Origin of the sequence: Streptococcus porcinus, assembly GCF_900475415.1 — a bacterium.
Lineage (GTDB): Bacteria > Bacillota > Bacilli > Lactobacillales > Streptococcaceae > Streptococcus > Streptococcus porcinus.
In genome coordinates, this window is the sequence record NZ_LS483388.1 from 511,372 (window position 1) to 534,445 (window position 23,074).

Here is a 23,074-nt window from a genome sequence, read left to right on the forward strand (position 1 = left end):
TCCATGAAACCATCAATTTATAGCTTAACCCGTGATGAACTCATAGATTGGGCAATTGCAAATGGGCAAAAGAGATTTAGAGCGACTCAAATTTGGGATTGGCTTTATAAGAAACGTGTTCAATCTTTTGAAGAGATGACCAATATTTCTAAAGATTTTATTTCACTCTTAAATGAACAATTTTGCCTTAATCCTCTAAAACAACGGATTGTTCAAGAGTCAGCTGATGGGACTGTCAAATATCTCTTTGAGTTACCAGATGGCATGTTAATCGAAACTGTTCTCATGCGTCAACACTACGGACATTCAGTTTGTGTGACGACTCAAGTTGGCTGTAATATTGGGTGTACTTTCTGCGCTAGCGGGTTGATAAAGAAGCAAAGAGATCTGAATAGTGGTGAAATTACAGCACAAATTATGCTGGTCCAAAAATACTTTGATGAGCGTGGGCAAGATGAGCGCGTCAGCCATGTTGTTGTTATGGGCATCGGAGAACCTTTTGACAACTATAAGAATGTCATGACCTTTCTAAGAACTATAAATGATGACAATGGTCTCGCAATTGGTGCGCGTCATATCACAGTATCGACTTCTGGACTGGCGCACAAGATTCGGGAATTCGCGAATGAAGGTGTCCAAGTTAACTTGGCGGTATCATTACATGCACCAAATAATGAGTTACGCTCAAGCATCATGCGCATCAATCGGTCATTTCCTTTGGAAAAACTTTTTGCTGCCATTGAATATTATATTGAAACCACTAACCGTCGAGTTACTTTCGAGTACATTATGTTAAACGAGGTAAATGATGGGGTGGAACAAGCAAAAGAACTAGCTGCTTTAACGAAGAATATCCGTAAGTTATCCTATGTCAATCTTATTCCATATAATCCAGTTTCAGAGCATGATCAGTATAGTCGAAGTCCCAAAGCACGTGTTGAAGCCTTCTATGATGTTTTGAAAAAGAATGGTGTAAATTGTGTTGTCAGACAAGAACATGGCACTGATATTGATGCAGCTTGTGGACAGTTACGATCAAATACAATGAAAAAGGATCGCCAAAAAGCAGTGGCGAAAGTAGAATAATAGATGTCTTGGATTGATAATCCACTTCGCTTGTCCAAGCCGTTACTCTATACTATCGGAATTCTTCTAGTGATCTACGTTTTGGCTGTTGGTGTGATGTGTTTTACTCCTAGTCCAGGACTCTTTAATGATATGGGAACACCAAATATCTTGTATCTTGGTCGCTTGCGCCTTCTCTTGGTACCCTTTAATTCTATTATTAGTTTAAATCAGGTAAACTCACTTACGCAACTCGTCTGGATTTTTTGCCAAAACGCCTTAAACATTTTGTTACTTTATCCTTTAGTTCTTTTTATCCATCTTATTTCAAGTAAATGGCAGAGCTATAGGAAAAGTCTTCTGTTGGGATTTAGTATAAGTTTATTTATTGAAACTAGTCAATTGTTCTTGGACTTGGTCATTAATGCTAATCGTGTTTTTGAGATTGATGATTTATGGACGAATACATTAGGAGCCTTGCTGGCTTACCTAACCTACCTTTTGATACGTAAACAAGTCATCAAAAGAGATTGAAATCTCTCCAGTTGGGAGAGACTTTTTTTAGCTAATCATTATGAAATTGAGTGACAATTTAAATTTGAAAGGAGAGATATGTCAATCATCAAGCACCTGTGGTGGTTTTTTAAACAAGAAAAGTATCCCTATCTTATCGGGATACTTGCCCTAAGTGTAGTGGCATTTCTAAATTTGATTCCGCCTAAAATAATGGGATCTGTTATTGATGGAATTACAAGTGGACATTTGACTAAAAACCAATTGTTATGGCAACTCTGTTGGTTAATTCTATCAGCGCTAGCCATGTATTTCTTACGTTATATATGGCGTATCTGCATTTTTGGAACTTCTTATCGACTTGGACGCATTATGCGGTTTCGGCTCTTTGAACATTTTACTCAAATGTCCCCATCTTTTTATCAAAAATACCGAACTGGTGATCTTATGGCTCACGCGACCAATGATATTAATTCTTTGACTCGTCTTGCAGGGGGAGGAGTTATGTCAGCTGTGGATGCATCAATTACAGCTGTTGTGACCTTAGTGACCATGTTTTTAAGTATTTCTTGGCAGATGACGTTGATTGCTGTACTACCATTACCATTTATGGCTTATGCTACTAGTCGTTTAGGACGCAAGACTCATAAAGCTTTTGGCGAATCGCAAGCAGCTTTCTCCGATCTTAATAATAAAGTTCAAGAAAGTGTGTCCGGAATAAAAGTGACTAAGTCCTTTGGTTATCAGAGCCAGGAGCTAGCAGCTTTTCAAGACATTAATCAAAAGACTTTTCAAAAAAATATTAAAACTATGACTTATGATGTCATGTTTGATCCTCTAGTGTTATTATTCATTGGAGCCTCCTATGTTCTTACTCTTTTAGTTGGGGCTTATATGATAAAAGAACATCAAATTACCATAGGAAGTTTAGTCACATTTATTACATATTTAGATATGCTAGTTTGGCCACTGATGGCCGTTGGCTTTTTATTTAATATGATTCAAAGAGGGTCAGTTTCTTATGATAGAATTAGCGTTTTGCTGGATCAAAAATCCGATGTTCAAGATCCTAAGAATCCAGTAAAGAAAGTTGCTAATGGAACTTTAATATACAATATTGCAGCCTTCCAGTATGAGAATGAGACAACCTTGAAAGACATTCACTTTGTCCTTGAAAAAGGTCAAACATTAGGGCTTGTTGGGCAAACGGGTTCGGGGAAAACGAGCTTAATCAAGTTATTGTTGAGAGAATATAATGTGACAGAGGGTTCAATTTCATTGAATGGCTATAATATTGAAGATTATCGTCTAGAAGATATCCGTCATTTAATAGGCTATGTCCCTCAAGATCAGTTTCTTTTTGCCACAACTATTTTAGAGAATGTTCGTTTTGGTAACACAGATTTACCAGAAGAAGAAGTAGTTGCATCAACTAAGCTATCCCAAGTTTATGATGATATTATGGATATGCCAGAAGGCTTCAATACTCTCATTGGTGAAAAGGGCGTATCTCTTTCTGGTGGGCAAAAGCAACGATTAGCTATGAGTCGAGCAATGGTTTTGAATCCAGAAATTCTAATTTTAGATGATTCTCTATCGGCAGTTGATGCTAAAACTGAGCATGCTATTATTGAAAACTTAAAAGAGACAAGACGTCATAAGACCACTATTATAACAGCTCACCGTTTGAGTGCAATAGTTCATGCAGACCTAATTTTAGTCATGCAAAATGGGCGTATTATTGAGCGTGGCAGGCATGAGGATTTAATTCAAAAAAATGGCTGGTATGCTAAGACTTACGTTTCGCAACAAATGGAGATGGAGGGTCAAGAAAATGTCTAATAATAGTCAATGGCATGTTTTTAAAAGATTATTATCTTATTTAAAACCTTATAAATGGATTACTGTACTGGCTCTAGGACTCTTACTTTTAACAACGGTGATTAAAAGTCTTATCCCATTAGTGGCCTCTTATTTTATTGATCATTATTTAGAGGCTATTAATCAGTCAGCTTTTGTGATACTGATTGGTTATTATGGCCTTTACCTTCTTCAAAGCTTCATTCAATATTTTGGGAACCTTTTTTTTGCTAAAGTTTCTTATAGTATTGTTCGTGATATCCGTAAAGATGCTTTTGCAAATATGGAAAAGCTTGGGATGTCTTATTTTGATAAGACGCCAGCAGGTTCGATTGTTTCCCGCATCACAAATGATACTGAAGCGGTGAGTGATATGTTTTCAGGTTTATTGTCTAGCTTTGTTTCAGCTATTTTTATTTTTACAGTTACTCTCTACACAATGTTGATGCTTGATACTAAGTTAACGGCATTAGTTGCAATTTTTTTGCCCTTTATATTTATTCTTGTGAACTTATACCGTAAAAAATCGGTTGACGTGATTGCTAAAACTAGAAGTTTACTTTCAGATATTAATACGAAATTGGCCGAAAGTATTGAGGGTATTCGTATTATTCAAGCTTTTGGTCAGGAGGAGCGTCTGAAAGCAGAATTTGAGTTAATTAATAAAGAACATGTCGTCTATGCTAATAAGTCAGTTGCTCTAGACAGTATTTTCTTGCGACCTGCGATGTCTTTGCTGAAATTATTGGCTTATGCTGTTCTAATGACTTATTTTGGTTTCAAAGGTTTGAATGGTGGTCTAACAGCTGGTATCATGTATGCTTTTATTCAGTATGTCAATAGGCTTTTTGATCCTCTAATTGAGGTTACGCAAAATTTTTCCACTCTTCAAACTTCCATGGTATCGGCATCAAGAGTTTTTAAACTTATTGATGAGGTAGCATATGAGCCATCACAAGATACGAGTCTTAAAAAAATTGAACAAGGAAATATCGAATTTAAACAGGTTTCTTTTTCTTATGATGGTCAACATAAGGTTTTAAATAAGATTTCCTTTAAAGTTAATAAGGGAGAAACGATTGCTTTTGTTGGTGCAACAGGATCAGGCAAGTCCTCTATTATTAATATTTTTATGCGTTTTTATGAATTTTCTGAAGGGCAAATTTTAATTGATGGGCAGGATATTAGGAAATATAGTCCTGAGGCATTACGGAAAGCTATAGGGTTAGTTCTCCAAGATCCATTCCTTTATCATGGAACTATTGCATCCAATATTAGAATGTATCAAGACATTAGTGATCAAGTTGTTCAAGAAGCAGCTGAATTTGTTGATGCTAATGATTTCATTGATAAATTACCAGAAAAATATCAAGCTCCCGTTACAGAACGCGGTTCTAGTTTTTCTACGGGCCAGCGTCAACTTCTAGCATTTGCACGTACCGTTGCTAGTCAACCTAAAATATTGATTCTTGATGAAGCAACAGCTAATATTGATTCTGCTACGGAGCAAATCGTTCAGAATTCATTAGCAAAAATGCGTAAGGGTCGAACGACTATTGCAATTGCCCACCGCTTATCAACCATTCAAGATGCTAATTGTATCTATGTGCTTGATAAAGGGACTATTATCGAAAATGGTAGTCACGAGGAACTTTTAAGCAAAAAAGGCGCTTATTACAGAATGTATCAATTACAAGCTGGGATGATGGCCAATAACTAAAAAATCTAGTCTAGGATTCAAATCCTAGGCTTTTATGTTATAAGTGTGAGGATCAACAGAGCTAGAGTTAAAAAAGGAATAAAAGGAATAGATTTCTGCATCATGAAATGACAATATAGAATTCCAAGGAGACTCGCTCCCTGAATAATCCATAGAACAGTTGATAGAGGATAAGCCAAGGCTAAAAGGGAGAGATAAAAGAAGTCACCACTACCAATTTTCTGGGGGAAAAGAATTGCTAATAGTGCTAAAGTCAGAAAAAAGCAGGATAAAAGATTAAATCCCAAAACCATTACTGCTGTAGTATAGGCCATCAACCAAAAGAGCATTGGGTAGGATCTTGATTTGATATCAAAAAGTGAAAGAAGAATAGAAAAGGAAGTAAGGCTCAAATCTGTCAGGTTGAGGATGCCTTTTAAAGCATAGAAGACAAATAGGAGTCCATATAAGACTTCTAGAATTATGTAAAGCGGATTTATAGATACTCTGCAAAAACGACAGTGGCACTTGTTGACTATAAATGATAAAACTGGTATCAAGTCTTTAACTCCTAGTTGATTCTGACAGTGTGGGCAATGACTTGGTGGCCAAAGAATAGACTTTGTAGGAAACCTGTCGAATACTAGTCCAACAAAGGAGCCTAAGCTTGCTCCAAGGAAAAAATAAAGTAGTATGGTCATACCTATTTATTCGAAAAGAGAGTGAAAAATAGTAAAGAAAAAAAGGAAAGCGATTGCTTAATCATGTTGAAAAAAGTCTGATAATTTGCTAGAATCTACTTATATGAAAACCTTATATGATGTGCAACAATTATTGAAAAATTTTGGTATTTATATCTATATCGGTAAGCGGCTTTATGATATCGAAATGATGAAAATTGAACTGAAACGAATTTATGATAATGGTTTAGTGGACAAAAATGATTACTTAAATGCTGAACTGATTTTGCGTCGTGAGCATAGGCTAGAATTAGAAAAAGAAGGACAGAAAAAATGAGTCAAAAATTAATCGGTATTGATCTAGGTGGGACAACGATCAAGTTTGGTATCTTAACCTTAGAAGGAGAAGTTCAAGAAAAGTGGGCTATCGAGACAAATACTTTAGAAAATGGTAAGCATATTGTTCCTGATATTGTTGCCTCTTTAAAGCATCGTCTTGCCCTTTATGGTTTAAGTAAAGATGATTTTGTTGGGATTGGAATGGGTTCTCCAGGAGCAGTTGATCGCGTTCGCAATACGGTTACTGGAGCTTTTAACCTTAACTGGAAAGAGACGCAAGAAGTAGGTTCTGTTATTGAAAAAGAGCTAGGAATCCCTTTTGCTATTGACAACGATGCAAACGTTGCAGCACTTGGCGAACGCTGGGTAGGTGCAGGCGACAATAATCCTGATGTTGTTTTTATGACTTTGGGAACCGGTGTCGGAGGTGGAATCATTGCTGATGGCAATCTTATTCACGGTATTGCTGGTGCAGGGGGCGAAATTGGTCACATGATTGTGGAACCTGAAAATGGTTTTGCTTGCACCTGTGGCTCACATGGCTGTTTAGAGACCGTAGCTTCGGCGACAGGTGTTGTTAAAGTAGCACGTCTACTTGCTGAATCTTATGAAGGTGATTCGGCAATTAAAGCAGCTATTGATAATGGTGAAGCGGTAACAAGTAAAGATATTTTTATGGCGGCAGAAGCTAGTGATTCGTTTGCGAATTCAGTTGTTGAAAAAGTAGGCTTTTATCTAGGACTTGCAACTGCAAATATTTCTAATATCCTTAATCCCGATTCAGTTGTTATTGGTGGGGGAGTATCAGCAGCAGGTGAGTTTTTACGCTCACGTATTGAGAAATATTTTTTGACTTTTGCTTTCCCACAAGTTAAAACGTCAACAAAAATTAAGATTGCTGAATTGGGAAATGATGCTGGTATCATTGGGGCTGCAAGCTTAGCTAACCAATTAGCTAAAAAATAGGAGGAGAAGATGTCGTTAGTTACAATTTTAGGCTGGGTTATATTAGTTGGAACGGCTGTTTATTTTATTTGGAATTATCTTACCTTTAAGCGCATGGTTAAGCGAATTGATAATGGCACCTTTAAAGAGATGATGTATTATAGTCAAATTATTGACCTGCGAGATCCAGTAAGTTTTAGGAAACGCCATATTTTAGGGGCACGTAATTTTCCTAGGCAACAATTTGATGCTTCTATTAAATCATTGCGACATGATAAACCAATTCTAATTTATGAAAATGTTACAAATCGTTTTGCTCCAAGTGCTATTCGTAAGTTGAAAAAAGCTGGGTATACCAACCTCTATCTTTTAAAGGATGGTTTCGATTATTGGGATGGAAAAACAAAATAAGAAATAAAGTGAGTAGGTTTGTCTACTTGCTTTTTTTGGTATTATGACGCTTGAATTTTTTCATGGAAAAATCAAAAGCTGAACTGAAAACATTTACAACAAGACAATTTCTGTTTTTTCAATTAATTTGTGTTATACTTGTTTAGTTAAAAAATATTATGCTACAAGAGGAAAAAATGACAGAACTAAGAAATGATATCCGTAACGTTGCCATCATCGCTCACGTTGACCACGGAAAAACAACACTTGTTGATGAATTGCTGAAACAATCACACACACTTGATGAACGTAAAGAACTTCAAGAGCGTGCAATGGATTCAAACGATATTGAAAAAGAGCGCGGTATCACCATTCTGGCTAAAAATACAGCTGTTGCTTACAATGATGTTCGTATCAACATCATGGACACACCTGGGCACGCGGACTTCGGTGGTGAAGTTGAGCGTATCATGAAAATGGTTGATGGGGTCGTTCTTGTCGTTGATGCCTATGAAGGAACAATGCCACAAACACGCTTTGTTTTGAAAAAAGCCTTAGAACAAGACTTAGTTCCTATTGTAGTTGTTAATAAAATCGATAAACCTTCCGCTCGACCAGCTGAAGTTGTAGATGAAGTATTGGAACTTTTCATTGAACTTGGTGCAGATGATGAGCAATTGGAATTTCCAGTTGTGTATGCATCAGCGATTAATGGAACATCCTCACTTTCTGATGATCCAGCTGATCAAGAACACACCATGGCACCAATCTTTGATACAATCATTGATCATATTCCAGCACCAGTTGATAATTCTGAAGAGCCTTTACAGTTCCAAGTATCATTATTAGACTATAATGATTTTGTTGGTCGTATTGGTATCGGTCGCGTTTTCCGTGGAACTATCAAAGTTGGCGATAATGTTACCCTTTCTAAATTAGACGGCTCTACTAAGAATTTCCGTGTTACAAAACTTTTTGGTTTCTTTGGTTTAGAGCGACGTGAAATTGAAGAAGCAAAAGCTGGTGATTTGATTGCTGTTTCAGGTATGGAAGATATCTTCGTTGGAGAAACAATTACTCCAACGAATGCTATTGAACCATTGCCAATTCTAAGGATTGACGAACCAACTCTTCAAATGACCTTCTTGGTTAACAATTCACCTTTTGCTGGTCGCGAAGGTAAATGGGTAACTTCACGTAAGATTGAAGAACGTTTACAAGCAGAATTACAAACAGACGTATCACTTCGTATCGATCCTACTGACTCACCTGATAAATGGACTGTTTCTGGTCGTGGTGAGCTTCACTTGGCTATCCTTATTGAAACAATGCGTCGTGAAGGCTATGAGTTACAAGTATCTCGTCCTGAAGTTATCATCAAAGAAATTGATGGTGTTAAATGTGAGCCATTTGAGCGCGTGCAAATTGATACTCCAGAAGAATATCAAGGGGCAATCATTCAATCACTCTCAGAACGTAAAGGCGATATGTTAGATATGCAAATGGTCGGAAACGGGCAAACGCGCTTAATCTTCTTAATTCCTGCACGTGGTTTGATTGGTTACTCTACGGAATTTCTTTCAATGACTCGTGGTTACGGAATTATGAACCATACTTTTGATCAGTATCTACCAGTCGTGGGTGGTGAAATTGGAGGACGTCATCGTGGTGCTCTTGTTTCGATTGATCAAGGAAAAGCGACAACCTATTCAATTATGCGTGTAGAAGAGCGTGGAACAATTTTTGTTAATCCTGGAACTGAAGTTTATGAAGGAATGATTATCGGGGAACATTCTCGTGATAATGATCTAGGTGTCAATATTACCACAGCAAAACAGATGACTAATGTTCGTTCAGCTAATAAAGATCAAACTTCTGTTATTAAAACGCCTCGTATCCTAACTTTAGAGGAATCTTTAGAATTCCTTAATGATGATGAGTATATGGAAGTCACTCCAGAATCTATTCGTCTTCGTAAACAAATTCTTAATAAAGCAGCGCGTGACAAAGCAAGTAAAAAGAAAAAATCTGCTGAGTAAGCAAGTAAAAAGAAAAAATCTGCTGAGTAAGCATGTCCATTAAAACAATTAAAGATTTTTAAAAAGCTTATCTTTTTAAAAATCTTTTTGTATCCCAGATACCATCAGATATTAATAAGACATTTTTAGAAAAGAGGATAGCTTTGTTCTATTTAATTATTGCTATATTAATTGTTTCCTATTATATCTTTATGGCACCCAAAAGTATCAAAAATACCTTATCAATGATAGGCTTGGTCGCTTTGGTAGCACTTTTAATTGTGCTAGCTGGAATGAGCTTGATTAAAATATTGGAATCCCCCCCTGAAGTATTTGTTGTAATAGCCATGATTGCAGTAAGTTTTTTTGCATTACGTGATATTTTACGAATGCCAACTAAAAATAAAAATGATTAAAGGCTAAACTCTGAGAGTTTAGCTTTTTTAGCAAATTAGCAATACATTAGCAACTGGCTTTCAATCGTTATCGGACGGGGCTGTGCCTTGAAAAAGCTGGAAAATAAAGGTAAAATGATAAAGTGTTAGAATGGACGAAGTGTGAAAAGATGAAAAAAATTACAAATTTTGAAAATAAAAAAGTACTCGTGCTTGGATTAGCAAAGTCAGGCGAAGCGGCAGCGCGTTTGTTGACGAATCTTGGTGCTTTAGTGACCGTTAATGACGGGAAAGTATTTGAAGAAAACCCTGCTGCTCAAGCCCTTTTAGAACTTGGAATTAAGGTGGTTTGCGGTAGTCACCCGTTAGCCTTATTAGATGAAGACTTCGAGTTGATGATTAAAAATCCAGGGATACCTTATTCAAATCCTATGGTTGAAAAAGCTCTTGCTAAGGGAATCCCCGTCTTAACTGAGGTTGAATTAGCTTATTTAGTCTCAGAAGCACCTATTATTGCTATTACAGGTTCTAATGGTAAAACTACGACCACCACAATGATTGCAGATGTTTTAAACCATGGCGGTCAATCAGCTCTCTTAGCTGGAAATATTGGTTATCCTGCTTCAGAAGTTGCTCTTAAGGCAGAGGCTAAGGATAGACTTGTGATGGAACTATCTTCTTTCCAATTGATGGGAGTTAAAGCCTTCCATCCACAGATAGCCTTGATTACTAATCTAATGCCTACACATCTTGACTACCATGGAAGCTTAGAAGAGTATGTGGCAGCTAAATGGAATATTCAACAGCGAATGACCGAAGAAGATTATGTGATTTTAAACGCTGACCAAGAATTAACCAGTACATTAGCATCAAAAACCAAAGCGAAGGTCCTTTATTTTTCAACTAAAAAAGAAGTTGAAGGTGCATATCTGAAAGGTGGTAAACTCTACTATAATGGTGATTTTATCATGGAAGCTTCAAGTATTGGAGTGCCAGGTCTCCATAACGTGGAAAATGCTTTAGCGACGATTGTTGTTGCTAAGCTTTCCCATATTGCAAATCCTGTTATTTCAGATACATTGAAGCATTTTGGTGGAGTTAAACATCGTCTTCAATATGCGGGACAATTGCAGGATATTACCTTTTATAATGACAGTAAATCAACAAATATATTAGCTTGTCAAAAGGCGCTTTCAGGTTTTAATAAGAAAAATCTTATCTTAATTGCAGGTGGACTTGATCGTGGAAATAGCTTTGACGAACTAGTACCAGATATCAAAGGCATTAAAAAGATGATTCTCATAGGTGAAACTACTGATAAAATGAAACTAGCAGCAGAAATGGCGGAAGTTTCTTATAGCAGTGCTAAAGATGTGGCTGACGCGACAAGACTTGCTTTTAAAGGAGCTAATGCAGGTGATATCATTTTACTTAGTCCCGCTAATGCAAGCTGGGATATGTACCCTAATTTTGAAGTTCGTGGAGATGAGTTTTTAAAGACCATTGAAGACTTAAAAGGAGAATTCTAATGCCTAAAAGAATTATTTTTACAGGTGGGGGGACAGTTGGTCATGTGACTCTAAATCTTATCTTAATGCCTTATTTTATTAAAGACGGTTGGGAAGTTCATTATATTGGGGATAAAAATGGAATTGAATACAAAGAGGTACAAAAGTCAGGTTTAGCAGTTACTTTTCATAGCATTAAAACTGGGAAATTACGACGCTATTTTTCTTGGCAGAATCTTATTGATGTCTTTAAAGTTGGTGTTGGACTTTTCCAATCGCTTATTATCATCTCGAAAGTAAGACCCAAAGCTGTTTTTTCAAAGGGTGGCTTTGTTTCTGTGCCACCTGTTATCGCAGCTAAATTACTAGGACTTCCTGTCTTTATACATGAGTCAGATATTTCAATGGGCCTAGCCAATAAAATTGCTTCAAAATTTGCAACAACGATGTACACGACATTTGAACCAGGCACTCATCTAAAAAATGCTAAACATATTGGGGCTGTCACAAAAGTAAGAGAGCTTCCAACATATGACTCTGATGAATGTAAAAAAATAAAAGCGTATTTTGATCCGTCACTAAAAACGCTCTTGTTTATAGGAGGTTCTGCAGGAGCTAAGGTTTTTAATCAGATGATTACTCAGACGCCAGCTTTGACCGAACATTTTAATGTTATTAATATTAGTGGTGATACCTCCTTGAATACAATTGAAAAGAATCTTTATCGAGTAGACTACGTAACAGATCTCTACCAACCATTAATGTCATTAGCGGACATTGTTGTTACGCGGGGTGGCTCCAATACATTATTTGAATTGTTAGCTATGCGAAAACTTCATGTGATCGTTCCTTTAGGAAAAGAAGCTAGCCGTGGAGATCAGATAGAAAACGCCGACTATTTCGTTAAAAAGGGGTATTCTCGTCAGATCAAGGAAAGCGATTTAAGTTTCGAAAAATTAAGACAGGAGATTGATTACCTAATAGCGCATAGAGATTCTTTTGTGAAGGCCATGTCAACATCGCAAGAAATCACACCTCCTGATAGATTTTATGATATGTTAGTGACTGATCTCAACTCAAAAATTAAGGAAGATTAAATGGTGAAAGAGAAAAAAACGAGTCCTGAAAAGGAACCTCTTGTTTTGACGGAATGGCAAAAGCGAAATATTGAATTCATAGAAAAAAAGAAGAGTCAAGCTGAGGAGGAGCGTAAGCTTAAAGAAAAGTTACTTAGTGAGAAAAAAGCTCAGTTACAATCAAAGAGTAATGATGAAGAAATAGATACTGATGGCACATCCGATACTGATAGTGCAAAGGATGAAGATGACGTTAAGGAAGAAGTTATACCTAAAGTTAAAAAAGAAAAAACGAAAAGACAAAAGGCCTTGATTAAGGCATCACCTGTTCTTTTAGTAAGTTTTTTGGTTTTGGCTACTTCAGTCTTTTTCTTGTCACCTTATAGCAAATTAAAAACATTTGCTTCAAAAGGTAATGACCATACCAGCTTGGTAGAACTCGTAAATCAAAGTCAAATTAAACCATCAGAATATTTTCTATCGGTATTTTTATCATCAGCAAAGCATGCGAATGCTGTTAAAACTAGTAATCCTTGGGTTAAGGATGTTTCGATTCATTATCAGCTTCCTAATCATTTTGTATTCGATGTTAAAGAGTATCGCATTATTGCTTATGCTCAAGTTGATAATGGTTTTCAGCCAATCCTTGAAAATGGGCGCCGTGTCACAATCGTAAATAAAAGTCAGTTACCTAAAAATTTTTTAATTATCAATTTAACTAAAGAAAAAGATATTCAGTATTTGGTTAAGGCTTTGGCAAAATTACCAGAGGACTTAGTTAAAATGATTAAATCCATTTCTTTAGCCAACTCAAATTCAACAGCAGACTTATTAACTATTGAAATGCAGGACGGAAATACAATTAGAGTCCCGCAATCACAATTACTGAAAAAAATGCCTTACTATCTTAAAATTCAGAAAAAATTAGAGGGTAAAACTATTGTTGACATGGAAGTAGGTATCTACTCGACAACTAGTGATATCGAGGCTAAAGAAGCAGATGTTAAGGATGAGAAAAAGGATAATCCTGAACAAAAAGTAGAAACTTCTGATGGGACAAATGCTAGTGATCAAACAAGCTCATCGACCAATCAACCAGCTAATCCTACAAATACTCCACAACCTTCTGAGTCTCAACCTGAGGCAAATCCTAGTCCTGAGGCAGTTGCTCCTGTACCAGCTCAGTAAAAATAAGACTGTCTTTGTTTTTAGAAATAGCATAGAAATCAAGTGTAAATTGTCATGAAAATAGTTGTGAAAATAGCTTTTCAATAATCTGATTAAATTGACAAAAAAGATTAAGTTTATATAACAAAATGCGTAAAATAATAACATTTTACGTTTTTTTATGGTATAATATCCACTGAATAATTCTGTTTTTAACAGATTTTAGAATAGTAAAAGTTTGGAAAGATAGCGAGGTCAAGTGAATGGCTAGAAATGGCTTTTTTACTGGTTTGGATATAGGAACTAGCTCGATTAAAGTACTTGTTGCAGAGTTTATTTCAGGTGAAATGAATGTTATCGGTGTTAGCAATGTCCCTAGTACAGGCGTAAAAGATGGAATAATTATTGATATTGAAGCTGCTGCAGTAGCCATTAAAACAGCAGTTGAGCAAGCAGAAGAAAAAGCAGGAATGGCTATTGATAAGATTAATGTTGGTCTTCCAGCAAATCTTCTACAAATTGAACCGACACAAGGTATGATACCAGTACCAAGCGAATCAAAAGAAATAAAAGATGAAGATGTCGATAGTGTTGTTAAATCTGCTTTAACTAAAAGTATTACGCCTGAACGTGAAGTTATTTCTTTAGTTCCAGAGGAATTCATTGTAGATGGTTTCCAAGGGATTCGTGATCCACGTGGTATGATGGGGATTCGCTTAGAGATGCGTGGGTTGATTTATACTGGTCCAAGTACTATCTTGCACAACTTACGTAAAACGGTCGAACGTGCGGGGATTAAAGTCGAAAATATCATTATCACTCCTCTTGCAATGGCTAGATCAGTTTTAAATGAAGGTGAGCGTGAATTTGGTGCTACTGTTATTGATATGGGTGGCGGCCAAACTACGGTTGCCTCAATGCGCGCCCAAGAATTGCAATACACTAATATTTATTCTGAGGGTGGAGACTACATTACCAAGGATATTTCAAAAGTTTTAAAAACATCCATGTCTATCGCTGAAGCTTTGAAATTTAACTTCGGTCAAGCAAATGTCAACGAAGCAAGTTTGACTGAAACGGTTAAGGTGGATGTTGTAGGCAGCGATGAGCCTGTGGAGGTCACTGAACGCTATCTATCTGAAATTATCTCAGCGCGTATCCGTCACATTTTAGACCGTGTTAAACAGGATTTAGACCGTGGCCGTCTTTTAGAATTACCTGGTGGGATTGTGCTAATCGGTGGTGGAGCAATTGTTCCAGGAGTAGTTGATATTGCTCAGGAAATCTTTGGAACTAATGTTAAACTACACGTTCCTAATCAAGTTGGTATCCGTAATCCAATGTTTGCTAATGTCATTAGTTTAGTCGAATATGTTGGTAAAATGTCAGAAGTTGATGTTTTAGCACAAGGTGCAGTTACTGGTGAAGAATTGTTGCGTAGAAAACCAATTGATTTTAATGGTCAAGAACCTTATATACCACCCTATAATGAGCCTAGAAATGCACAGACGGCTAATTATAACAGTTCGCAACATGATGCACCTGTTGATATTGACAAACAAGCATCAGCTGAGCCAAAACCTGGCTTAGGCGAACGGGTTCGTGGTATTTTTGGAAGTATGTTTGACTAGTTATTTTATGAAATAATTGTGTTTAAAAGATAGTAATAAAGTGAGGATTAAAAATGGCATTTTCATTCGATACAGCATCAATTCAAGGTGCTATCATTAAAGTAATCGGTGTTGGAGGCGGTGGCGGTAACGCTATCAATCGTATGATTGATGAAGGCGTTGCTGGTGTTGAATTCATCGCTGCTAACACTGATATCCAAGCCTTAAGTTCGTCTAAGGCTGAAACTGTAATTCAATTAGGACCTAAGTTAACTCGTGGTCTTGGTGCGGGAGGACAACCTGAGGTAGGTCGTAAGGCTGCAGAAGAAAGTGAAGAAACGTTAACAGAAGCACTAACTGGCGCAGATATGGTCTTCATCACAGCCGGTATGGGAGGCGGATCTGGTACGGGTGCTGCTCCAGTTATCGCTCGGATTGCTAAAAGTCTAGGTGCTTTGACTGTGGCTGTTGTTACTCGTCCATTCGGTTTTGAAGGAAATAAACGTGGCAACTTTGCTATTGAGGGTATTCAAGAATTGCGTGAGCAAGTTGATACACTACTCATTATTTCCAACAATAATTTACTTGAAATTGTTGATAAGAAAACTCCGCTATTAGAAGCACTTAGTGAAGCTGATAACGTTTTACGACAAGGTGTCCAAGGTATTACAGATTTAATTACTAGTCCAGGCTTAATTAATTTAGACTTTGCTGATGTTAAGACAGTGATGGCTAATAAAGGCAATGCCTTGATGGGAATTGGTATTGGAACTGGAGAAGAACGCATTGTTGAAGCAGCTCGTAAAGCTATCTACTCACCATTATTGGAAACAACAATAGACGGTGCTGAGGATGTCATCGTTAATGTTACTGGAGGCCTTGATATGACCTTAACAGAAGCTGAGGAAGCTTCCGAGATTGTGGGGCAGGCTGCTGGGAATGGTGTTAATATTTGGTTAGGAACATCAATTGATGATAGTATGAATGACGAAATTAGAGTGACAGTAGTTGCTACAGGTGTTCGTCAAGATAAAGCTGAACAAGTTTCTGGTTTCCGCTCTCAACCTCGTACTTTTAATCAAGGAAGTGCTCAAAAAGCTGGTGCTCAATATGCAAGTGAGCAAACGCATCAAGCTGCTCAACCAAGTTTTGAACGTCAAACAAATTTTGACATGGCAGAAACGCGTGAGATGCCAAGAACACATTCTAATAGCCCCAAAATGAATCCAAGTCAAAATCAAGGGTCAGCCTTTGGAAATTGGGATTTGAGACGTGACAATATTGAGCGACCTACTGAAAGTGAGCTTGATAAACAGTTAAATATGTCAACATTCTCAGTTAATGAGTCCGATGATGATGAATTAGAAACACCACCATTCTTTAAAAATCGTTAAACTAATCAATGAATCTTGAACAAAATAAAAAAACTATTTTTGAACAAGTCCATAAAGCATGTATTGCAGCTGACCGTTTAGAGGAAAGTGTAAAGGTAGTAGCTGTTACCAAACATGTAGATATTTCTACTGCAAGTGCTTTACTTGATAATGGAGTAAAGCATCTAGCAGAAAATCGTGTGGATAAATTTTTAGAAAAATACGACGCTTTAAAGGATCGAGATGTTACTTGGCATCTCATTGGCAGTCTCCAAAGACGTAAAGTAAAAGATGTCATTAATCGTGTTGACTACTTTCACGCTTTGGACTCTCTAAACTTGGCTAAAGAAATTCAAAAGCGTGCTGATCACCCTATTAATTGCTTTTTGCAAGTTAATATTTCTGGTGAAAAAAGTAAACATGGTTTCTCTCCTGATGAAGTGAATTTAGTTCTTCCGCAGATTGCTGAGTTGAACAAGATTCGTTTGGTTGGATTGATGACCATGGCTCCACTAGATGCAGATTCAGAAATCATTCATGACATTTTTGAACAGGCCAAACAATTAAGACAAGAATTGCAACAACAGGACAGAAAGAATATGCCCTTTACGGAGTTAAGCATGGGAATGAGTAATGATTATGAAATCGCTATTCAGCACGGTGCAACTTTCGTGCGTATTGGAACTTCTTTCTTTAAGTAATGGAGAAAAAAGATGGCATTTAAGGATACAATTAATAAAGTGGTATCTTACTTTGATACTGATGACGTCAGTGAAGTGGAAGAAGATGTTCCAGTTCAGCAAGTAGAGGAGCAACAGAGTCAAAGACCACATCAAACTGCTCGACAGAGCTCTCAACAGCAGATAGTTAATAAAACAAACCAGCCTTCGAATAGACCAGTTCAACCTAGTCGTAATTATAAGGCAGAGCAACAACCTCTTCCTAACTATCAATCACAAGTACGCTCTAATCCCTCAGATACATCAGAACGCAGACAAACTCAGTACGGTTCGGGTTCACATGTAAAAAAACAAGATATCTTGTCAGAGGGCTCAAGAGTTGAACAAACAAGGATTGCTTTGAAGTATCCTAAGAAGTATGAAGATGCTCAAGAAATTGTTGATTTACTTATTGAAAATGAATGTGTTTTGATAGATTTTCAGTATATGTTAGATGCTCAAGCGAGACGTTGCTTAGATTTTATTGATGGTGCTAGTAAAGTTTTATATGGTTCACTACAAAAAGTTGGTTCGTCAATGTATCTATTGACCCCTTCTAATGTATCTGTTAATATTGAAGATATGAATATTCCAAATACTAACCAAGATTTTGGTTATGATTTTGATATGAAGAGACGTTAATTATGATAGTTATTTTAGTTATCGTTCTCAACTTGATTAAGGTTTATTCATACCTTTTACTTGGTTATGCCTTACTATCGTGGTTTCCAGGCGCTTATGATACTTGGTTAGGCCGTTTCATTTGTCAATTAGTTGAACCTGTTTTACAGCCATTTAGAAAATTACCGCTACAATTTGCAGGTATCGATTTTACAGTTTTCGTGGTTATGATTGCTCTCAATTTTTTAAGTAATTTTTTGATAAGACTACTGGTAGGATGACAACAAAAGATTTTAAACAACATTTTCATCCAAGTGAAACTCCCTTTATTGAAAAAATACAAGATATTATTCGGCGTGTTGAGGATTCTTATTCTTTTTATCTGACTGAATTTTTGAATCCAAGGCAAGTAGAGATACTTAAAATACTAGTAGCAAGTTCTGATCTTCAATGCTTCTCGTCAAGTGATTTTTACCATACCGAATATGGACGTGTAATTATTGCACCCGATTATTATCATTTAAATGAATGTGATTTTGCACTTGCAATTGTTGACATAAGCTATAATGCTAAATTTAACACAATAAAACATGCTCAAATATTAGGTGCTTTTATTCATGAATTAGGCATTCAAAGGAGTTTATTAGGTGATATTTTAGTAGCACCTGGACATGCTCAAGTAATGACAACAAAATCAATGCTTTCTTACGCCATAACAAATATTTCGAAAATTGCTAGGGCTAGTGTGAATTTGAAAGAGGGTTCGTTAGAAGACCTTATTCAGGCTAATGTTGATGAGAAACACTTAGAATTGCTTCTTTCGAGTTTTAGACTGGATACCTTGATTGCTAATGTTTTTAAGCTATCAAGAAGTCAGGCCATCAAATTAGTCGAGTCTGAAAAAGTAAAAATCAATTACCGGGTTTCAAGAAAAGCTTCAGACTTACTTGTAATTGGTGATTTGATTAGTGTTAGAGGCTTTGGGAGGTTTCAACTTTTACAGGATAATGGTTTAACCAAAAATGGAAAGTACAAACTTACAATAAGCAAAACAATGCAAAAATAAGGAGATACAATGGCACTTACAGCACTTGAAATTAAAGATAAAACATTTAAAACAAAATTACGCGGTTATAGTGAAGAAGAAGTTAATGAATTTTTAGATATCGTTGTCGATGATTATGAAGCTCTTGTTAAGAAAAACCGTGAGCAAGAAGCGAAAATCAAAACTCTTGAAGAAAAATTAGCTTACTTTGATGAAATGAAAGAATCACTAAGTCAGTCCGTTATTCTTGCACAAGAAACTGCTGAAAAAGTAAAGGCATCTGCCAATGCTGAAGCAAGTAACTTGGTAAGTAAGGCTAATTATGATGCACAGCATCTCTTAGATGAGTCAAAAGCAAAGGCTAACCAAATGTTGCGTGATGCTACTGATGAAGCGAAAAGAGTTGCAGTTGAAACTGAAGAATTGAAACGTCAAACACGTGTTTTCCACCAACGTCTAATTTCATCTATTGAGTCTCAACTAAGTTTATCAAATTCCCCAGAATGGGATGAGTTATTGCAACCCACAGCTATTTACCTTCAAAATTCTGATGCCGCTTTCAAAGAAGTTGTTAAAGAAGTTCTTGACGAAGATATTCCAGAAACAAATGATAGTGCATCCTTTGATGCAACTCGCCAATTTTCGCCAGAGGAAATGGCTGAGCTTCAACGACGAGTTGATGAAAGTAATAAAGAGCTTGAATCTTCTGAGTTTGCAAAAAATGATCATTCCGATTATTCAGATTCAGTAATCAACCTTAATGAAACACAAACTTTTAAATTAAATATTGAAGATTAAGAAAAACACGATTATTTAATCAATAGTTACAGCAAGCAGATGATGATGAGAGATCTGTATTCCCTTGATTAATAATTATCATTTTCAATCATTCTAACTGAAATCTAGTAAGTTAGGAGGTGGGCTCACCTTACGAGCAAAGAGGGAATGATGCTTGGCATTATTCTAAACTAAGGTGGTACCACGAGCTTTCGTCCTTTGGATAGATGAAGGCTTTTTTATTTTTACAAATAAGCAGAAACAAAAGGAGACGCTTTATATGAAACTAAAAGAAACACTCAACCTTGGGAAAACAGGTTTTCCAATGCGAGCTGGCTTACCAAATAAAGAGCCACAGTGGCAAAAAACATGGGAAGAAGCAGATATTTACAAAAAACGTCAAGAGCTTAATGAAGGTAAACCTTCTTTTCACTTGCATGATGGTCCGCCCTATGCCAATGGGAATATCCACGTTGGACATGCCTTAAATAAGATTTCTAAAGATATTATTGTAAGGGCTAAATCTATGTCTGGTTATCAAGCTCCCTATGTGCCAGGTTGGGATACACATGGCCTACCAATTGAGCAAGTCTTGGCTAAAAAAGGTGTTAAACGCAAAGAAATGGATTTGGCTGAATACCTTGACATGTGTCGTGATTATGCTATGTCACAAGTTGAAAAGCAAAGAGAAGACTTCAAGCGTCTAGGTGTTTCTGCTGATTGGGATAACCCATATATCACCCTAATGCCAGAATATGAAGCAAATCAAATTCGTGTTTTCGGGGCAATGGCTGATAAAGGTTATATCTATCGTGGAGCAAAGCCAGTTTACTGGTCTTGGTCATCTGAGTCTGCTTTGGCTGAAGCTGAAATTGAATATCATGATATAGATTCAATGTCTCTTTACTATGCCAATAAAGTTAAAAATGGTAAAGGTATACTAGATACAGATACTTATATTGTTGTTTGGACAACAACTCCTTTCACTGTAACAGCTTCGCGCGGATTGACTGTCGGTCCAGATTTGGATTATGTTCTTGTTCGTCCTGAAGGAAAAGTTCAGAAATATTTAGTTGCAGAAGGTTTGCTAGATAGTCTAGCAAGCAAGTTTGGTTGGGTAGAATTTGAGACATTAGCACATTATAAAGGTAAAGATTTAGAATTTATCGAAACAGAACATCCTTGGGATACAGAAGTTACAGAATATGTCATTCTTGGTGATCATGTAACGCTAGATTCAGGGACAGGAATTGTCCATACTGCTCCTGGTTTTGGTGAAGATGACTATAATGTCGGTGTTAAGTATAAACTAGAGGTAGCAGTAACAGTTGACGAACGTGGCATAATGATGGAAAATGCTGGACCTGATTTCCAAGGAAAATTCTATGATAAAGTCACACCAATTGTTCAAGAAAAATTAGGAGACCTTCTATTAGCAAGTGAGCTTATAAATCACTCATATCCATTTGACTGGCGTACTAAGAAACCAATTATCTGGCGTGCTGTGCCGCAATGGTTTGCCTCAGTATCACGCTTTCGCGAAGAAATATTAGCAGAAATTGAAAAGACAGACTTCCACCCAGCATGGGGGAAAACACGTCTTTATAACATGATTCGTGATCGCGGTGATTGGGTTATCTCTCGTCAGAGAGCTTGGGGTGTTCCTTTGCCTATTTTTTATGCAGAAGATGGTACAGCAATCATGTCTAAAGAGGTTACGGACCATGTAGCTAACCTCTTTGAAAAAGAAGGATCCATCATTTGGTGGAAAAAGGATGCTAAGGAGCTCTTACCAGAAGGTTTTTCACACCCAGGTTCTCCCAATGGAGTGTTTACAAAAGAAACAGATATCATGGACGTATGGTTTGATTCTGGCTCATCTTGGAATGGTGTTATGAATGCTCGCGATAACCTAACCTATCCTGCCGACCTCTATTTAGAAGGATCAGACCAGTACCGAGGATGGTTTAATTCATCATTAATTACCTCTGTTGCCGTGAATGGGCACGCTCCATATAAAGCCATTTTATCCCAAGGGTTTGTTCTTGACGGAAAAGGCGAAAAAATGTCTAAATCTAAAGGGAATACCATTTTACCTAGTGATGTTACTAAACAGTATGGTGCGGAAATTCTTCGTCTTTGGGTAACCTCAGTGGATACTGATAACGATGTCCGTGTCTCTATGGATATCTTAGGACAGGTTTCTGAAACTTATCGTAAAATCAGAAATACTCTTCGTTTCTTAATTGCTAATACTTCAGATTTTAATCCTAACCTTGATACGGTTCCTTTTGAAAACTTATCTGCAGCTGATAAGTATATGACAATCAAATTTAATAAACTGGTAGAAGTTTTCCATGACGCATATAACTCATATGATTTTATGGCTATTTATAAGGCTGTGGTAAACTTTGTTACAGTTGATTTATCAGCTTTCTACTTGGACTTTGCAAAAGATGTTGTTTACATTGAGGCTACTAATAGTCATCAACGTCGTGCAATGCAAACAGTCTTTTATGATATCTTAGTTAAGATTACTAAACTATTAACACCAATTCTACCGCATACTGCTGAAGAGATTTGGTCTTATCTAGAGTTTGAAGAAGAAGAATTTGTACAACTAAGTGAGTTACCAGTTGCGGAATCATTCAATGGTCAAGATGATATTTTAGATGCTTGGGAAGCCTTTATGTTATTGCGAAACCAAGCTCAAAAAGCCTTAGAAGAAGCTCGTAATGCTAAAGTTATTGGTAAGTCTCTTGAAGCGCATTTAACAATCTATGCTAGCGCGGAAATAAAAACGCTTTTAAATGCTTTGGATAGTGATGTAGCACTTCTATTAATTGTTTCACAATTAACAATTACTAACTTAGAGGAAGCACCAGCGAGCGCAGTAGCATTTGATGGAGTAGCTTTCACTGTTGAACGTGCTATTGGTGAAGTCTGCGAACGTTCTCGTCGTATTGATCCAACAACGAGAATGCGTTCATACAATGCCTTCGTTTGTGATGCAAGTGCCAAAATTATTGAAGAAAACTTCCCAGAAGCAGTTATTGAAGGCTTTGAAGATTCTGATAAATAGTCTAAACATTAACTAAGTTAATAAGCTTAGTCAATGTTTAGGTAAATAAAGCACTTTTTATAAACTGCACCCCAAAAGTTAGATAAAAGTCTAACGCTTGGGGTGTTTTTTTGTTTTCGACTGGATTGATGCAGATACTCTGATAATGGCTAGTTAAAGAAAGAAGTTATTTACTGGCATTATAAAGGCCTC

At 36.7% G+C, this 23,074-nt stretch carries 21 protein-coding genes; 20 read left to right on the forward strand and 1 reads right to left on the reverse strand.

Annotation, left to right across the window (positions count from 1 at the left end; translation table 11 throughout):
- The first annotated feature begins 3 nt into the window (after positions 1 to 3).
- From rlmN to DQM45_RS02620, 4 genes are all read left to right on the forward strand, one after another.
- Positions 4 to 1,086: a 23S rRNA (adenine(2503)-C(2))-methyltransferase RlmN gene (rlmN, locus tag DQM45_RS02605; protein ID WP_003082655.1), complete on the forward strand. Its 1,083-nt coding sequence runs from the start codon at positions 4 to 6 to the stop codon at positions 1,084 to 1,086.
- Positions 1,087 to 1,089: 3 nt separating this feature from the next.
- The gene (locus DQM45_RS02610; protein WP_003083170.1) at positions 1,090 to 1,599 is read left to right on the forward strand and encodes a VanZ family protein; all 510 of its coding nucleotides are present in this window, start codon (positions 1,090 to 1,092) and stop codon (positions 1,597 to 1,599) included.
- 78 nt (positions 1,600 to 1,677) lie between these two features.
- Positions 1,678 to 3,420, forward strand: a complete 1,743-nt coding sequence (locus DQM45_RS02615) for an ABC transporter ATP-binding protein (protein ID WP_003083079.1) — start codon at positions 1,678 to 1,680, stop codon at positions 3,418 to 3,420.
- The gene (locus DQM45_RS02620) at positions 3,413 to 5,158 is read left to right on the forward strand and encodes an ABC transporter ATP-binding protein (protein ID WP_003085580.1); all 1,746 of its coding nucleotides are present in this window, start codon (positions 3,413 to 3,415) and stop codon (positions 5,156 to 5,158) included. The genes DQM45_RS02615 and DQM45_RS02620 overlap by 8 nt, the downstream gene beginning before the upstream one ends.
- Positions 5,159 to 5,190: 32 nt before the next feature.
- On the opposite strand, the gene DQM45_RS02625 is transcribed toward DQM45_RS02620, so the two are convergent.
- Complete coding sequence (locus tag DQM45_RS02625) at positions 5,191 to 5,838, reverse strand: prepilin peptidase (protein WP_003083529.1); 648 nt, start codon at positions 5,836 to 5,838, stop codon at positions 5,191 to 5,193.
- 103 nt (positions 5,839 to 5,941) lie between these two features.
- Here DQM45_RS02625 and DQM45_RS02630 point away from each other — a divergent pair, with 103 nt between their 5' ends.
- The 16 genes from DQM45_RS02630 (at position 5,942) to ileS (ending at position 22,882) form a co-directional block, all read left to right on the forward strand.
- Positions 5,942 to 6,154, forward strand: a complete 213-nt coding sequence (locus DQM45_RS02630) for a YqgQ family protein (protein ID WP_003086077.1) — start codon at positions 5,942 to 5,944, stop codon at positions 6,152 to 6,154.
- Positions 6,151 to 7,122, forward strand: a complete 972-nt coding sequence (locus DQM45_RS02635) for an ROK family glucokinase (RefSeq protein ID WP_003084940.1) — start codon at positions 6,151 to 6,153, stop codon at positions 7,120 to 7,122. The genes DQM45_RS02630 and DQM45_RS02635 overlap by 4 nt, the downstream gene beginning before the upstream one ends.
- Positions 7,123 to 7,131: 9 nt before the next feature.
- Complete coding sequence (locus DQM45_RS02640) at positions 7,132 to 7,512, forward strand: rhodanese-like domain-containing protein (RefSeq protein WP_003085975.1); 381 nt, start codon at positions 7,132 to 7,134, stop codon at positions 7,510 to 7,512.
- Between the two features lie 176 nt (positions 7,513 to 7,688).
- Positions 7,689 to 9,530, forward strand: coding sequence for a translational GTPase TypA (gene typA / locus DQM45_RS02645; protein ID WP_093958893.1), 1,842 nt, complete (start codon positions 7,689 to 7,691; stop codon positions 9,528 to 9,530).
- 143 nt (positions 9,531 to 9,673) lie between these two features.
- Positions 9,674 to 9,925, forward strand: coding sequence for a DUF3165 family protein (locus DQM45_RS02650; RefSeq protein WP_003083315.1), 252 nt, complete (start codon positions 9,674 to 9,676; stop codon positions 9,923 to 9,925).
- Positions 9,926 to 10,074: 149 nt separating this feature from the next.
- Positions 10,075 to 11,433 carry a UDP-N-acetylmuramoyl-L-alanine--D-glutamate ligase gene (gene murD / locus DQM45_RS02655; protein WP_003083818.1) on the forward strand — a complete coding sequence of 453 codons (1,359 nt, stop codon included), beginning with the start codon at positions 10,075 to 10,077 and terminating at the stop codon, positions 11,431 to 11,433.
- Entirely contained in the window at positions 11,427 to 12,509 is a 1,083-nt protein-coding gene (locus tag DQM45_RS02660; RefSeq protein WP_172601680.1) for a UDP-N-acetylglucosamine--N-acetylmuramyl-(pentapeptide) pyrophosphoryl-undecaprenol N-acetylglucosamine transferase, read from the forward strand. Before murD ends, DQM45_RS02660 begins: the two co-directional genes overlap by 7 nt.
- Positions 12,510 to 13,676 carry a cell division protein FtsQ/DivIB gene (locus tag DQM45_RS02665; RefSeq protein ID WP_003083141.1) on the forward strand — a complete coding sequence of 389 codons (1,167 nt, stop codon included), beginning with the start codon at positions 12,510 to 12,512 and terminating at the stop codon, positions 13,674 to 13,676.
- Between the two features lie 242 nt (positions 13,677 to 13,918).
- Positions 13,919 to 15,286 (forward strand): cell division protein FtsA, encoded by a 1,368-nt coding sequence (gene ftsA, locus DQM45_RS02670; protein ID WP_003082824.1) that lies wholly within the window; start codon positions 13,919 to 13,921, stop codon positions 15,284 to 15,286.
- Positions 15,287 to 15,339: 53 nt separating this feature from the next.
- Positions 15,340 to 16,659, forward strand: coding sequence for a cell division protein FtsZ (gene ftsZ / locus DQM45_RS02675; protein WP_003084338.1), 1,320 nt, complete (start codon positions 15,340 to 15,342; stop codon positions 16,657 to 16,659).
- A gap of 8 nt (positions 16,660 to 16,667) precedes the next feature.
- A complete protein-coding gene (locus tag DQM45_RS02680; RefSeq protein ID WP_003083411.1) occupies positions 16,668 to 17,339 on the forward strand; it encodes a YggS family pyridoxal phosphate-dependent enzyme in 672 nt (223 codons plus the stop codon).
- Positions 17,340 to 17,351: 12 nt separating this feature from the next.
- Complete coding sequence (locus DQM45_RS02685; RefSeq protein WP_003084946.1) at positions 17,352 to 17,999, forward strand: cell division protein SepF; 648 nt, start codon at positions 17,352 to 17,354, stop codon at positions 17,997 to 17,999.
- 2 nt (positions 18,000 to 18,001) lie between these two features.
- On the forward strand, positions 18,002 to 18,259 hold the full coding sequence (locus DQM45_RS02690) for a YggT family protein (RefSeq protein WP_003085114.1): 258 nt from the start codon (positions 18,002 to 18,004) through the stop codon (positions 18,257 to 18,259).
- Entirely contained in the window at positions 18,256 to 19,044 is a 789-nt protein-coding gene (locus tag DQM45_RS02695; RefSeq protein WP_003083482.1) for a YlmH family RNA-binding protein, read from the forward strand. Before DQM45_RS02690 ends, DQM45_RS02695 begins: the two co-directional genes overlap by 4 nt.
- A gap of 9 nt (positions 19,045 to 19,053) precedes the next feature.
- On the forward strand, positions 19,054 to 19,821 hold the full coding sequence (locus DQM45_RS02700; protein ID WP_037598887.1) for a DivIVA domain-containing protein: 768 nt from the start codon (positions 19,054 to 19,056) through the stop codon (positions 19,819 to 19,821).
- 259 nt (positions 19,822 to 20,080) lie between these two features.
- A complete protein-coding gene (gene ileS / locus DQM45_RS02705) occupies positions 20,081 to 22,882 on the forward strand; it encodes an isoleucine--tRNA ligase (RefSeq protein ID WP_003085681.1) in 2,802 nt (933 codons plus the stop codon).
- Positions 22,883 to 23,074: the final 192 nt, after the last annotated feature.

What these genes read in the sequence shown, in the direction of transcription:
- rlmN (WP_003082655.1), top strand. Translation starts at nt 4, where the DNA reads ATGAAACCATCAATTTATAGCTTAACCCGTGATGAACTCATAGATTGG.
- DQM45_RS02610 (WP_003083170.1), top strand. Translation starts at nt 1,090, where the DNA reads ATGTCTTGGATTGATAATCCACTTCGCTTGTCCAAGCCGTTACTCTAT.
- DQM45_RS02615 (WP_003083079.1), top strand. Translation starts at nt 1,678, where the DNA reads ATGTCAATCATCAAGCACCTGTGGTGGTTTTTTAAACAAGAAAAGTAT.
- DQM45_RS02620 (WP_003085580.1), top strand. Translation starts at nt 3,413, where the DNA reads ATGTCTAATAATAGTCAATGGCATGTTTTTAAAAGATTATTATCTTAT.
- DQM45_RS02625 (WP_003083529.1), bottom strand. Translation starts at nt 5,838, where the DNA reads ATGACCATACTACTTTATTTTTTCCTTGGAGCAAGCTTAGGCTCCTTT.
- DQM45_RS02630 (WP_003086077.1), top strand. Translation starts at nt 5,942, where the DNA reads ATGAAAACCTTATATGATGTGCAACAATTATTGAAAAATTTTGGTATT.
- DQM45_RS02635 (WP_003084940.1), top strand. Translation starts at nt 6,151, where the DNA reads ATGAGTCAAAAATTAATCGGTATTGATCTAGGTGGGACAACGATCAAG.
- DQM45_RS02640 (WP_003085975.1), top strand. Translation starts at nt 7,132, where the DNA reads ATGTCGTTAGTTACAATTTTAGGCTGGGTTATATTAGTTGGAACGGCT.
- typA (WP_093958893.1), top strand. Translation starts at nt 7,689, where the DNA reads ATGACAGAACTAAGAAATGATATCCGTAACGTTGCCATCATCGCTCAC.
- murD (WP_003083818.1), top strand. Translation starts at nt 10,075, where the DNA reads ATGAAAAAAATTACAAATTTTGAAAATAAAAAAGTACTCGTGCTTGGA.
- DQM45_RS02665 (WP_003083141.1), top strand. Translation starts at nt 12,510, where the DNA reads ATGGTGAAAGAGAAAAAAACGAGTCCTGAAAAGGAACCTCTTGTTTTG.
- ftsA (WP_003082824.1), top strand. Translation starts at nt 13,919, where the DNA reads ATGGCTAGAAATGGCTTTTTTACTGGTTTGGATATAGGAACTAGCTCG.
- ftsZ (WP_003084338.1), top strand. Translation starts at nt 15,340, where the DNA reads ATGGCATTTTCATTCGATACAGCATCAATTCAAGGTGCTATCATTAAA.
- DQM45_RS02680 (WP_003083411.1), top strand. Translation starts at nt 16,668, where the DNA reads ATGAATCTTGAACAAAATAAAAAAACTATTTTTGAACAAGTCCATAAA.
- DQM45_RS02685 (WP_003084946.1), top strand. Translation starts at nt 17,352, where the DNA reads ATGGCATTTAAGGATACAATTAATAAAGTGGTATCTTACTTTGATACT.
- DQM45_RS02690 (WP_003085114.1), top strand. Translation starts at nt 18,002, where the DNA reads ATGATAGTTATTTTAGTTATCGTTCTCAACTTGATTAAGGTTTATTCA.
- DQM45_RS02695 (WP_003083482.1), top strand. Translation starts at nt 18,256, where the DNA reads ATGACAACAAAAGATTTTAAACAACATTTTCATCCAAGTGAAACTCCC.
- DQM45_RS02700 (WP_037598887.1), top strand. Translation starts at nt 19,054, where the DNA reads ATGGCACTTACAGCACTTGAAATTAAAGATAAAACATTTAAAACAAAA.
- ileS (WP_003085681.1), top strand. Translation starts at nt 20,081, where the DNA reads ATGAAACTAAAAGAAACACTCAACCTTGGGAAAACAGGTTTTCCAATG.